Origin of the sequence: Pseudomonas sp. B6(2017), from assembly GCF_002112765.1 — a bacterium.
Lineage (GTDB): Bacteria > Pseudomonadota > Gammaproteobacteria > Pseudomonadales > Pseudomonadaceae > Aquipseudomonas > Aquipseudomonas piscis.
This window is the reverse complement of record NZ_NEIQ01000003.1, coordinates 1-12,622: the sequence shown is the minus strand read 5'-3', so window position 1 is coordinate 12,622 and position 12,622 is coordinate 1. Positions and strand designations below refer to the sequence as shown.

The window sequence follows — 12,622 nt, the reverse complement described above, 5'->3', positions numbered from 1 at the left end:
AGGCGCCCTTGCAAGAGGGCGCCTGGGGAAGGTGCCGGCTGTGGCAGCGACTCCGACAGGCTGGCCTTACGGCTTGACCAGGCGGGCGTCCAGGCTGTTCTGGGCCAGGCGCTGGGCTTGTTCCCGGGTCATGCCCAGGTCGGTGTACAAGGCATGGAAGTTCTCGGTGACGTAGCCGCCGAAGTAGGCCGGGTCATCGGAATTGACCGTCACCTTCACGCCGCGCTCGAGCATTTCCAGGATGTTGTGCTGGGACATGTGATCGAACACGCAGAGCTTGGTATTGGACAGCGGGCAGACGGTCAGCGGAATCTGCTCGTCGATGATCCGCTGCATCAGCCGCTCGTCCTCGAAGGCCCGGACGCCATGATCGATGCGCTGGATCTTGAGCAGGTCCAGGGCTTCCCAGATGTACTCCGGCGGACCTTCTTCGCCAGCGTGGGCCACGGTCAGGAAACCCTCGGCGCGGGCCCGGTCGAACACCCGCTGGAACTTGCTCGGCGGATGCCCCATCTCGGAGCTGTCCAGGCCCACGGCGACGAAGGCTTCGCGAAACGGCAGGGCCTGGTCGAGAGTCTTCTGCGCTTCTTCTTCGCTCAGGTGGCGCAGGAAGCTGAGGATCAGGCCACTGGTGATGCCCAGTTGCTGCTCGCCATCCTTCAGGGCACTGGCGATGCCATTGAGCACCACTTCGAAAGGCACGCCACGGTCGGTATGGGTCTGCGGGTCGAAGAAGGGTTCGGTGTGGATCACGTTCTGCTCTTTGCAGCGCAGCAGGTAGGCCCAGGTCAGGTCGTAGAAGTCCTGGGAGGTGCGCAGCACGTCGGCGCCCTGGTAGTACAGGTCGAGGAACTCTTGCAGGTTGTTGAAGGCGTAGGCCTTGCGCAGGGTCTCGACGTCGCTCCAGGGCAGGGCGATCTTGTTGCGCTCGGCCAGGGCGAACAGCAGCTCGGGCTCCAGGGAACCTTCCAGGTGCAGGTGCAGTTCAGCCTTGGGCAAGGCGTTCAGCCAGTCATACATGGTGTTGTCTCATCAGGTGCGGGGGGCTGCGAGGAGGGGCGACACCTGGGCTTCCCCTTCTCTGGGGGCTGGCCGACGGTTGCGCTCCTCGCCGGTTTTCACCGGGTCCGAAAAAGCCGCCATTCTACAGCGGGCGCGACGAATGTCCGGTAAAACCTGACCGAGGGGGCGTGCGACCAGGCCCCTGGAAGTCGATTCTTCTAAGATGTAACGAAACATTAGTGACTCGATGCAGTCTCCAGGTCATCTCCTGTGTCCGTTTTTCCATTCCGTCAAAGGACTGCAATGCTCACTTCCCTCAAGCAAGAAAAGCTCCTGCTGCTTGCGCTACTGGCTGCGTTGGCCGCCTATCCCCTGGAACACCTCTTGCTCAACAGCGGCCAGGGCATCGCCCTGCTCGCCGGGCTGGTGCTCATCGGCTTCATCGTAGTGGCTTCGATGCGAGTGGCCCATCACGCCGAACTGCTGGCGGAAAAGGTCGGCGACCCCTACGGCACCATGATCCTGACCCTGGCTGCGGTGCTGGTGGAGGTGGTGATCCTGGCGATCATGATGAGCAACGAGGCTTCGCCGACCCTGGTGCGCGACACCATCTATTCGGCGGTGATGCTGGATATCAACGGCATCCTCGGCCTGGCCGCGCTGATGGGCGGCATCAAGCATGGCGAGCAGCCCTACAACGACGATTCGGCGCGGACCTACAGCGTGATGATCCTCACCGCCATGGGCGTGTCGATGGTGGTGCCGGAGTTCATTCCCGAAAGCGACTGGAAGGTCTACTCGGCCTTCACCATCGGCGCGATGGTGGTGCTCTACACCCTGTTCCTGCGCATGCAGGTCGGGCCACACAGCTACTTCTTCAGCTACAGCTATCCGGAAAAACGCCGCCATAAAGAGGCGCAGGCACAGCCCGCTACCGTCAACCTGGCCTGGAGCATCGGCATCCTGGTGTTTGGCGTGGTGGTGATCGGCGCCCTGGCCGAGGTGATGTCCAAGACCCTGGACCTGGGCCTGGAAGGCACCGGCGCACCACCGGTGATCACGGCGATCCTGGTGGCGGCGATTTCCGCTGCACCGGAGATCCTCACCGCGTTGCGCGCAGCCCTGGCCAACCGCATGCAGTCGGTGGTCAACGTGGCCCTGGGGGCGTCCTTGTCGACGGTGATCCTGACGGTGCCGGTGATGGAGGCCATGGCCCTGTACACCGGCCAACCGTTCCAGATGGCCATGACGCCGGTGCAGACGGTGATGGTGTTCATCACCCTGATCGTCAGCGCGATCAACCTCAACGATGGCGAAACCAACGCCATCGAAGGCATGACTCACTTCGTGCTGTTCGCCACCTTCATCATGCTCTCGCTGCTCGGGCTTTAAAGCGGCTGTGCCGACTGGATGGCGCAGCGAAAGCTGACACCGGGGGCATTCCAGGCCGCGAGTGCCCCCCAACGCCAGCGACGCACGGTGCTGGCCGAAGGCGAGAAGGTCGGGTCGTTGGCAAACTCGTTGTTCGCTCCACGTTGCGCCCGATAAATGCCGGTTTGCGGCCCCTGCGGGTTCTCCACGGGAGACTCGCGATAGTAGTGTTTATCGTACCAATCGTTGACCCATTCGCTGGCATTGCCGGTGAGGTTGTAGAGGCCCAGGGGGTTGGGCACGAACCGATCCACGGCGAAGGTCTGGTTGTCGTCGGGCGCCGGAAAGTTACGACCGTAGTCCAGGTTGCCGTTGTCGGTGGCGAACATCACCGGCTGGCCACGGTTGCGCGCTGCATATTCCCACTGGGCCTCGGTCGGAAGATCGACCGGATAACCACTGAGTTCTGCTAGCCAGCTGCAGTAATCCTTGGCTTCTTGCCAGTCTCGAGACGCCGGGGCGGGCAGGTTCTCTTGGTAGAGGTGCTGCATGTCGGCGCGGTTACGCAGGGCCGCGTCGAATGGCGGCTTGCCTTGCGCGAGGAAGAACAGATCGAAATCGCCCAGGGTGGTTTGCAGCGAGGACAGGTAATAGCTGCTCAGTTTGACGGGGTGAACGAAATCATCATCGATGTCTAGGCTGATCCGCTCCATTTTCGCCGGGTCTACGCCGCAGGGCCATTGGCACAGGGCCTGTGGGTCGAAGCCAGGGGGCCAACCGAAATCGCCCATCTGGAATTCGCCACCTTCAATCAACACCATGTTGTCCAGCGAGCGGACGACCGTGCTCAGCACGGCGGCGCGGTTTTGCGGGGAGAGGTCCGGGTACTTGCGGTTGATGGTGGAAGCTATTTCGGCAACCTTTGCAGGTGGCAGTACTTTGCTGGCGGGACCTGCAACTTCCTGTTTACCACAGCCTGAAATCAGCAGCGCGACGCAAAGCGCCAGTCCGTGCTTGTGTCTCACGTAATGTCCCTGTGACAGCTATTTTGAGGACGCAAAACTACCATGTTTCACCAGGCTGATCCGGCTTGGAACGCAGGCGAGGGATGTGCTCCCTCGCCGCAGGAGGCATGGGTCAGGTATTGGCGATCAGTTGCCGGGCCGCCTGGCTGTGATCGGCGATCAGGCCTTTGAGGTCCAGCCCTTCGACTTGGCCATCGAGTACCCGCCACTTGCCGCCAATCATCACCCGGTCCGCCCGATCCGCACCGCACAACAACAGTGCCGAAACCGGATCGTGGCTACCCGAGAAGCGCAGTTCATCGAGCTTGAACAAGGCCAGGTCTGCCTGTTTGCCCACCGCCAGTTCACCGATGTCGGTGCGGCCCAGCAGGCTTGCCGAGCCTTGGGTCGCCCAGCCCAGTACACGCTCCGGGGTGATTTTCTCGGCGCCGTAGCGCAAGCGCTGGATATACAGCGCCTGGCGCGCTTCGAGGATCATGTTCGAGGCGTCATTGGACGCCGAACCGTCCACGCCCAGGCCGAACAGCGCCCCCGCGTCGGTCAGCTCGATACTGGGGCAGATGCCGGACGCCAGGCGCATGTTCGAACTCGGGCAATGGCAGATGCCGGTGCCGGCCTGCCCGAGGCGAGCGATTTCATCCGGGTTGAAGTGGATGCCGTGGGCCAGCCAGGTGCGCGGGCCGAGCCAGCCGACGCTGTCCAGGTAGTCCACGGTGCGCAGGCCGAAGCGCTGCAGGCAGAAGTCTTCTTCGTCGAGGGTCTCGGCCAGGTGGGTGTGCAGGCGTACGTCCAGGGCCTCGGCCATTTCGGCGCTGGCGGCCATGATCTGCGGGGTCACCGAGAACGGCGAGCAGGGTGCCAGGGCGATCTGGATCTGCGCGCCGTCACCACGCTCGTGGTACTGCTGAATCAGTCGTTGGCTGTCGTCGAGAATCACCTGGCCCTCCTGCACGGTCTGTTGCGGCGGCAGGCCACCGTCCTTTTCGCCAAGGCTCATCGAACCGCGGGTGAGCATGGCGCGCATGCCCAGTTCACGCACGGCTTCGACTTGCACGTCGATGGCGTTTTCCAGGCCGTCGGGGAACAGGTAGTGATGGTCGGCGGCGGTGGTGCAGCCGGAGAGCAGTAGTTCGGCCAGCGCCACCTTGGTGGCCAGGGCGAGTTTTTCCGGGGTCAGGCGGGCCCAGACCGGGTACAGGGTCTTGAGCCAGGGGAACAGCGGCTGGTTGACCACCGGGGCCCAGGCCCGGGTCAGGGTCTGGTAGAAGTGATGGTGAGTGTTGATCAGGCCCGGCAGCAGCACATGTTCGCGGGCATCGAAGACTTCCTGGCAGGGGCTTGCGGGCTGTTGGCCGAGGCCGAGGATCTCGACGATCAGGCCGTCTTGCAGCACCAGGCCGCCGCGTGCGTCCAGGGCGTTGCCGGTGAAAATGGCCAGGGGATTTTTTAACCAGGTACGGGTCGCAGGCATGGTGGCCGGCTCCTCTGAAAGTGGGTTCAGGTTAGCCAGCTCAGTGTTGCCCTGTCTGCTGATCCAGGGTCGCCGTGGGGCGAGTGGCGCAGTCTAGCGAAAGTTTTGCCGGGGGACAAAACCGCTGTCCGGGGCCTGGTTCCAGAGCCTTTGCCGAAGGTGGCCGCAGGTTGTGGCGGCCACCTGTTCCGGGGTTACCAGGGAATGGTCTCGCCCTTGTAGTTGATGAAGTGGTGGCCGCCCTTGCCGGTGTAGGCATTGACCTGGGCGATCAGGCCGCGAGTGCTGGTCAGCACGTCGATGTCGGCGCCTTCGCCGCCCATGTCGGTCTTGACCCAGCCCGGGTGCAGCGAGAGCACGGTCAATGGTTGTTCGAGCAGGCTGACGAAGCTGTTGGTCATGGAGTTCAGGGCCGCCTTGCTGGCCTTGTACAGCGCCAGCTCGGGAGCGTCGGGCATGGTCACGCTGCCCAGTACCGAGCTCATGAACGCCAGGACCCCGGTATTGGGGCGGATCTGCCCGACGAAACGCTGGGCCAGGTTGATCGGCGCCACGGCGTTGGTGAAGAACAGCTGGCCGACCTCGGCCTGGGTGGCCTGGCCCGGCAGCTGGTTGTCCGGGCCCTTGACCCCGGCGTTGACGAACAGCAGGTCGAACACCTGGCCCTTGAGCTTCTGGCTCAGGGCGAGCACGGCGTGCTGGTCGTCCATGTCCAGTTGTTCGATCTGCACCTTGCCCAGGGCTTGCAGGGCCTGGGCCTTGTGCGGGTTGCGTACGGTGGCGGTGACCTGCCAGCCGTCTTCGAGCAGGCGCTGGACCAGGCCGAGGCCCAGGCCCCGGGAGGCGCCGATGATCAGTGCGGTTTTTGTCGTGGACATAGTGAGGCTCCTTGATGAGTGAAAATCAGGGATTCAGTGGACAGGCTTGCCCGAGCCTTTGTTGCAGCTCGCGGCGCAGGAGGTCCAGTTCGTTGATGCGGGTTTCGATCAGCTCGAGCTTGTCTTGCAGCAATTGCGCAACGGCCTGGTCCGGCTTGGTGCTGCGCCACAGGGCGCCGACGCTGCTGCTGATTTCCCCGAGGCTGAAGCCCAGGCGTTGCGCAGTCTTGATGTAGAGCACCAGCTGGACCATGTCGGGAGGGTAGTCACGATAGCCGTTGGCGCTGCGCTTTGGGGCGATCAGCCCGCGCTGTTCATAGAAGCGCAGGGTATCGCGGCTGACGGCGCAGGCGCTGGCCAATTCTCCGATACGCATTAAGGGGGACTCGAAGGGGGTTGACCTTGGAGCATACTCCAGGCTTTAGCCTGCGCGCTCCTTGAATCCATGGAGCGATTGATGATGTGGACTAACGCGCAATACCGAAAATTGGTCCGGGCCAGCGGTTGGTACGACCTGTTGATGACCATGGCCTTTGTGACGCCCTGGAGCTTCCTGGCCTTGCATGGGCTGCTGGAGCAGTTGGCCCTGGCACTGAATCTGCCGGGGGACCTGCCGCCATTCGAGCCGATGCATATGCTATTGGCCAACTTGATGGGATCGATCGTCTGCGTGTGGTCGCTGTTGCGGATTCGCGATCCACAACCGGCATTCGGTCGTTATGACGCGCTGGGACGCTTCCTGTTCGCCACCTGGATGGCGTATGCCCTGGCCCAGGGAGGCACGATGCTGATCGGTGTGTTCCTGTTCTTCGAGCTGGCCTGGGGCGTGGCCCAGTGGTTACCGGTGCGCGCCGATAATCACGACGACGGGTTTGCGCCGGTACCTTCGCCGCAGTGAACCTGGGGCTGGACAAAAAGTGAGCAGCAGCGCCCAGGCCCTGTGCAACCTGCGGTACACGCAGCGTTGCACGGGTTATCCACAGCTTGCTCCACAGTATTTGTGTGCAAGCTCCAAACTTGGGCATAAAGCTGGCCGGCTTATCTTCCAAGCGCGATAAACCGAGCTAACTGGCTGTTTTGTGGTGCAAAAAACTCACGACGGAAGCTTTTGGACGAAAAATGATCAATGTCGGCGAAGCCACGTTGCAAAAGGGCTACAGCGCTATTTGCTCAGGTTATCCACAGTCGGGTGCACAGTAGATGTGGGCAATTGCCGTGGCCTGGCGCGGTTATGCACAGGCGCTAAGCCGGGGCTCAGCGTTGCAGCAGGATGCGTCCACGGCTCAGGTCGGACAATTGTTGCTGCAGGGTATCGATCTGTTCTTCGCCCAGGGCCAGTTGCAGTTCCACGCCGTTGGCAGTGAAGTCTTCCTGGACCAGCAGGCCGCCCAGATCGGCGACTCGCAGCTTGACCAGGGCCAGTTCGCTGAAGCTGCAAGCGCAGCGCAATGGCACCCGGTTGACCAGGGCGATGCGTTCGGCGCCTTGCAGGCATTTGTTGGCGCCGCCGCCATAGGCCCGGGCCAGGCCTCCAGTGCCCAGCTGGATACCGCCGTACCAGCGGATCACCAGGACCGCCACCTGGTCGCAGTCCTGGGCTTGGATGGCGGCCAGGATCGGTCGTCCGGCTGTGCCGCCGGGTTCGCCGTCGTCATTGCTGCGGTACTGGTCGGCCAGCTTCCAGGCCCAGCAGTTGTGCGAGGCGTTGGCGTCGCTGTAGGTCTGGATGAAGGCCTGGGCCTCGGCGGCACTAGTGATGGGTGCGGCGAAGGTGATGAAGCGGCTTTTACGAATTTCCTCGCGGTATTCGCAAAGGCCGGCCAGGGTAGAAGGCATGGGGTTCAGGCTTTTTCCACAGGTGACAGGCCGCAGCCCTTGAGAATGATGCGCAGCAGGTTGTTGGTAGCGGCTTCCATGTCTTGCTTGGTCAGGCGGCCGCGGCCGGTGACGCGGCAGATCTGGCTGGCGAAGTCGGCATAGTGCTGGGTGCTGCCCCACAGCAGGAAGATCAAGTGCATCGGGTCCACCGGGTCCATCTTGCCGGCGTCGATCCAGGCCTGGAACACGCTGGCCCGGCCCTGGAACCAGGTGCGGTAGTCCTGGCTGAAGTATTCGCTGAGGCATTCACCGCCGCTGATGATCTCCATGGCGAAGATGCGCGAGGCTTGTGGCTGGCGCCGGGAAAACTCCATCTTGGCGCGGATGTAGCGGGTCAGCGCCTCGGCCGGGTCGTCCGCGGCGGTGAGGCTGTTGAAGGTGCTGTCCCACTGCTCGAGGATGTTGCTCAGCACCGCGACGTACAACCCCAGCTTGTTGGTGAAGTAATAGTGCAGGTTGGCCTTGGGCAGCCCGGCGTTCTGCGCGATGGTGTTCATGCTGGTGCCTTTGAAGCCATGGCGGGCGAACTCGTCTTCGGCGGCCTGGATGATGGCTTGCTCGTTCTTCTGGCGGATGCGGCTGGCCGGTTTGCCTGGGTGGGCAGCACTGTGGGCAGGGACTTCAAGGTTCATGGAGGTTTCCGAGCGAGTCTGTGGGGGGACAGCCTGTGCGTTGATAGCCTACCCGGCTTGAACAGACAAGCCTTGGCGCGACAAAAGCCAGCGGCTCATCGGGTGGCCGCCAGGCTTTCCAGGAAGCTTTCCAGGACCAGGTGCGGGCGCCGGCCCTTGCGGGTGACCGTCGACAGGTTCAGGTCGTAGAACCTGGACCTGGGCTTGAGTGCCCGCAGCCGGCCTTGCTGTACCCACAGGCTGGCGTAGTGATCCGGCAGGTAGCCGATGTAGCGCCCGGTGAGGATCAGGAAGGCCATGCCCTCGCGGTCCGAGGCGCTGGCGGTGCAGTTCAGCGCCTGGTAGCGGGCCTGGATCTCGGCCGGCAGGCGGAAGGTCGGGGCAATCGCCTCCTGGGCATTGAGGCGCTGGTCGTCCAGCTGCTTGTCATCCACATAGAACAGCGGGTGGCCGACGGCGCAGTACAAGAGCGAGCGTTCGTCGTACAAGGGTTGGTATTCCAGGCCGGACAGGGCGCTGGCCTGGGGCACCACGCCGACGTGCAGGCGACCGTCGAGTACCCCTTGCTCGACCTCGCTGGGGGCGATCATGCGGATCTGGATCTGCACGTCCGGGCCGCGTTCCTTCAATTGCGCCAGGGCATGGGTGATGCGCATGTGGGGCAGGGTCACCAGGTTGTCGGTGAGGCCGATGATCAGCTCGCCGCGCAAATGGCGGTGCAAGCCGTTGACCTCGGTACGAAAGCTTTCCAGGGCGCTGAGCAGTTGCAGGGTCGACTGGTAGACCTCACGGCCTTCCTCGGTCAGGGAGAACCCGGCTCGCCCACGTTGGCACAGGCGCAGGCCGAGCCTTTGCTCCAGGTCGCTCATCTGCTGGCTGATGGCCGAGCGGCCGATGCCGAGGACCGTCTCGGCGGCGGAAAACCCGCCGCACTCCACCACGCTGCGAAAGATGCGCAAGAGACGGATGTCGAAGTCGCTGACTTGCGCCAGTGGGCCGGCTCGATGAAGGCTCATAGTTTAGTAGGCGGCTGACTGAAGGTTATTAAAGTTGGATTTCACCGACTTTATAGCCGTGGCAACTTAGCCGCAACAACGCTGCATCATTCCTACGCCTCTTCATTGCCTTGCGAGGTTTTGCCATGAACATGCCGGAAAACGCCCACCAGTCCCTGGCCAGTCAGCTCAAGCTCGACGCTCATTGGATGCCCTATACCGCCAATCGCAACTTCCAGCGCGATCCGCGCCTGATCGTTGGCGCCGAAGGCAGTTGGCTGGTGGATGACAAGGGGCGCAAGGTCTATGACTCGCTTTCCGGCCTGTGGACCTGTGGCGCCGGCCACTCACGCAAGGAAATTCAGGAAGCGGTGAGCAAGCAGTTGGGCACCCTGGATTACTCGCCGGGTTTCCAGTACGGCCACCCTCTGTCGTTCCAGCTGGCGGAGAGAATCACCGCCCTGACCCCGGGCAACCTGAACCATGTGTTCTTCACCGATTCCGGCTCCGAGTGTGCTGACACCGCGGTGAAGATGGTGCGGGCCTACTGGCGCCTTAAAGGCCAGCCGACCAAGACCAAGATGATCGGCCGGGCTCGTGGTTATCATGGCGTGAACATCGCCGGCACCAGCCTGGGCGGGGTCAATGGCAACCGTAAGCTGTTCGGCCAGGCCATGGCGGATGTCGACCACCTGCCGCATACCTTGCTGGCCAGCAACGCATTCTCCCGGGGCATGCCGGAGCAGGGCGGTATCGCCCTGGCCGAAGAGTTGCTGAAGTTGATCGAGTTGCATGACGCTTCCAACATCGCCGCGGTGTTCGTCGAGCCGTTGGCCGGCTCCGCTGGGGTACTGGTGCCGCCACAGGGCTACCTCAAGCGCCTGCGGGAAATCTGCGACCAGCACAGCATCCTGCTGGTGTTCGACGAGGTGATCACTGGCTTTGGACGTACTGGCGCGATGTTCGGCGCCGACAGCTTCGGTGTGACGCCGGACCTGATGTGCGTGGCCAAGCAGGTCACCAACGGCGCGATCCCCATGGGCGCGGTAATCGCCAGTTCCGAGATCTACCAGACCTTCATGAACCAGGCGACTCCCGAGTACGCGGTGGAATTCCCCCACGGCTACACCTATTCGGCGCACCCGGTGGCCTGTGCGGCCGGCCTGGCGGCCCTGGACCTGCTGCAAAAGGAAAACCTGGTGCAGAGCGTGGCCGAGGTCGCGCCGCATTTCGAGAAAGCCTTGCACGGTATCAAGGGTACGAAGAACGTGATCGACATCCGTAACTTCGGTCTGGCGGGGGCGATCCAGATCGCGCCTCGCGATGGCGATGCGATCGTGCGTCCATTCGAGGCCGGCATGGCCCTGTGGAAAACCGGGTTCTATGTACGCTTCGGCGGCGACACCCTGCAGTTCGGCCCAACCTTCAACAGCAAGCCGCAGGACCTCGACCGTCTGTTCGACGCAGTTGGCGAAGTGCTGAACAAGCTCGACTGATCCGATCCTTCTTATATAGCAGCAGGCGCGAAGTGGTTCGCGCCTGTGCCTTTCCTCTTTCCAGGAGTTTGCGCATGAGCCTGATTTCCCACCTGATCCATGGTGAGTTGGTAAGTGATAGCGGTCGCAGCAGCGATGTCTTCAACCCGTCCACTGGCCAGGCGATCCATAAAGTGCCGTTGGCCAGTCGCGAGACCATCCAGCAGGCCATCGATTCCGCCAAGTCGGCATTCCCGGCCTGGCGCAATACACCGGCGGCCAAGCGTGCCCAGGTGATGTTCCGCTTCAAGCAATTGCTGGAGCAGAACGAAGCGCGTATCGCCCAATTGATCAGCGAGGAACATGGCAAGACCCTGGAGGATGCCGTTGGCGAGTTGAAGCGTGGCATCGAGAACGTCGAGTACGCCTGTGCAGCGCCGGAAATCCTCAAGGGCGAGTTCAGCCGTAACGTCGGGCCGAACATCGATGCCTGGTCCGACTTCCAGCCGCTGGGGGTCGTGGCGGGTATCACGCCATTCAACTTCCCGGCCATGGTGCCGTTGTGGATGTACCCGCTGGCGATTGCCTGTGGCAACTGCTTCATCCTCAAGCCTTCCGAGCGTGATCCCAGCTCCACGCTGTTGATTGCCCAACTGCTGCATGAGGCCGGGCTGCCCAGGGGCGTGCTGAACGTGGTGCATGGCGACAAGACTGCGGTGGATGCGCTGATCGAGGCTCCGGAGGTCAAGGCCCTGAGTTTTGTCGGCTCGACGCCGATTGCCGAATACATCTATGCCGAAGGCACCAAGCGCGGCAAGCGCGTCCAGGCGCTGGGTGGAGCGAAGAACCATGCGGTGCTGATGCCGGATGCCGACCTGGATAATGCCGTCAGTGCATTGATGGGCGCGGCTTATGGTTCCTGCGGCGAGCGTTGCATGGCGATTTCGGTTGCTGTGTGTGTGGGAGACCAGGTGGCTGATGCCCTGGTGGCCAAGCTGGTGCCGCAGATCAAGGCGCTGAAGATCGGTGCCGGCACTTCCTGCGGTCTGGACATGGGGCCACTGGTCACCGCCCAGGCAAAGGACAAGGTCAGCGGTTATGTGGAAGACGGCGTGGCTGCCGGCGCACAGCTGGTGGTGGATGGCCGAGGCTTGAGTGTGGCGGGTCACGAGGAGGGCTTCTTCCTGGGTGGCTGCCTGTTCGATCGCGTGACTCCGCAGATGCGTATCTATAAAGAAGAGATCTTCGGGCCGGTGTTGTGCATCGTGCGGGTCAACAGCCTGGAAGAGGCCATGCAACTGATCAACGATCATGAGTATGGCAATGGCACGTGCATCTTTACCCGGGATGGTGAGGCGGCACGTTTGTTCTGCGACGAGATCGAAGTGGGCATGGTGGGGGTAAACGTACCGCTGCCGGTGCCAGTGGCCTACCACAGCTTTGGTGGCTGGAAGCGTTCGCTGTTCGGCGACTTGCATGCCTATGGTCCCGATGGTGTGCGTTTCTACACTCGCCGCAAGGCCATTACCCAGCGCTGGCCACAACGGGCTAGCCATGAGGCTTCGCAATTCGCTTTCCCTAGCCTTTAAGCAAGACGCTGTCCAAGGCCGGCCCGAGAGGGCCGGCCTTGGCATTTATGAGCTTTTTTGACCGATGTGACAGATTTATGAAAATAAGTGTTGACGGCAGATCCTACAGGTCTATAATTCGCCCCACTTCCGGCGCAGTCGAAACGGAAAACTCCTTGAGATTCAACGAGTTACGAAGATTTCGACAGCGGTCACGCTTCAGTCCATCGAAGCCCGAAAGGAGCTGATAAGGCAGCGAAAGTGGCCTTGTTAGCGTTTCGATCCTCTCGATCGAAAGCGGTTAAAAAGAGGTGTTGACAGCAGCGT

At 62.3% G+C, this 12,622-nt stretch carries 12 protein-coding genes; 4 read left to right on the top strand and 8 right to left on the bottom strand.

The window, feature by feature from the left end:
* Positions 1-66 precede the first annotated feature (66 nt).
* The gene (locus CAG11_RS05655; RefSeq protein ID WP_053132184.1) at positions 67-1,020 is read right to left on the bottom strand and encodes an adenosine deaminase; all 954 of its coding nucleotides are present in this window, start codon (positions 1,018-1,020) and stop codon (positions 67-69) included.
* Positions 1,021-1,305: 285 nt separating this feature from the next.
* Between CAG11_RS05655 and CAG11_RS05650 the strand changes: the two genes are divergently transcribed.
* Positions 1,306-2,394, top strand: coding sequence for a calcium:proton antiporter (locus CAG11_RS05650; RefSeq protein ID WP_085595298.1), 1,089 nt, complete (start codon positions 1,306-1,308; stop codon positions 2,392-2,394).
* On the opposite strand, the gene CAG11_RS05645 is transcribed toward CAG11_RS05650, so the two are convergent.
* The 4 genes from CAG11_RS05645 to CAG11_RS05630 form a co-directional block, all read right to left on the bottom strand.
* Entirely contained in the window at positions 2,391-3,398 is a 1,008-nt protein-coding gene (locus CAG11_RS05645; protein WP_085595296.1) for an SUMF1/EgtB/PvdO family nonheme iron enzyme, read from the bottom strand. The two genes, CAG11_RS05650 and CAG11_RS05645, sit on opposite strands and share 4 nt — an antisense overlap.
* Positions 3,399-3,510: 112 nt before the next feature.
* Positions 3,511-4,869, bottom strand: coding sequence for an 8-oxoguanine deaminase (locus CAG11_RS05640; RefSeq protein WP_085595294.1), 1,359 nt, complete (start codon positions 4,867-4,869; stop codon positions 3,511-3,513).
* Between the two features lie 194 nt (positions 4,870-5,063).
* Positions 5,064-5,747: an SDR family oxidoreductase gene (locus tag CAG11_RS05635; RefSeq protein ID WP_085595292.1), complete on the bottom strand. Its 684-nt coding sequence runs from the start codon at positions 5,745-5,747 to the stop codon at positions 5,064-5,066.
* A gap of 25 nt (positions 5,748-5,772) precedes the next feature.
* The gene (locus CAG11_RS05630; protein ID WP_022642118.1) at positions 5,773-6,123 is read right to left on the bottom strand and encodes a MerR family transcriptional regulator; all 351 of its coding nucleotides are present in this window, start codon (positions 6,121-6,123) and stop codon (positions 5,773-5,775) included.
* Positions 6,124-6,207: 84 nt separating this feature from the next.
* Here CAG11_RS05630 and CAG11_RS05625 point away from each other — a divergent pair, with 84 nt between their 5' ends.
* Positions 6,208-6,645, top strand: coding sequence for a hypothetical protein (locus CAG11_RS05625; RefSeq protein ID WP_085595768.1), 438 nt, complete (start codon positions 6,208-6,210; stop codon positions 6,643-6,645).
* Positions 6,646-7,001: 356 nt separating this feature from the next.
* Here CAG11_RS05625 and CAG11_RS05620 read toward each other — a convergent pair whose 3' ends face one another.
* From CAG11_RS05620 to CAG11_RS05610, 3 genes are all read right to left on the bottom strand, one after another.
* Complete coding sequence (locus CAG11_RS05620; protein ID WP_085595290.1) at positions 7,002-7,583, bottom strand: YigZ family protein; 582 nt, start codon at positions 7,581-7,583, stop codon at positions 7,002-7,004.
* A gap of 5 nt (positions 7,584-7,588) precedes the next feature.
* A complete protein-coding gene (locus tag CAG11_RS05615) occupies positions 7,589-8,257 on the bottom strand; it encodes a TetR/AcrR family transcriptional regulator (RefSeq protein ID WP_085595288.1) in 669 nt (222 codons plus the stop codon).
* 95 nt (positions 8,258-8,352) lie between these two features.
* Positions 8,353-9,273, bottom strand: coding sequence for a LysR family transcriptional regulator (locus CAG11_RS05610; RefSeq protein ID WP_085595286.1), 921 nt, complete (start codon positions 9,271-9,273; stop codon positions 8,353-8,355).
* A gap of 125 nt (positions 9,274-9,398) precedes the next feature.
* On the opposite strand from CAG11_RS05610, the gene CAG11_RS05605 reads away from it, so the two are divergent.
* Together CAG11_RS05605 and CAG11_RS05600 are read left to right on the top strand one after the other, a co-directional pair.
* Positions 9,399-10,748, top strand: coding sequence for an aspartate aminotransferase family protein (locus CAG11_RS05605; RefSeq protein ID WP_085595284.1), 1,350 nt, complete (start codon positions 9,399-9,401; stop codon positions 10,746-10,748).
* A gap of 74 nt (positions 10,749-10,822) precedes the next feature.
* Entirely contained in the window at positions 10,823-12,316 is a 1,494-nt protein-coding gene (locus CAG11_RS05600) for a CoA-acylating methylmalonate-semialdehyde dehydrogenase (RefSeq protein WP_085595282.1), read from the top strand.
* The last annotated feature ends 306 nt before the right edge of the window (positions 12,317-12,622 follow it).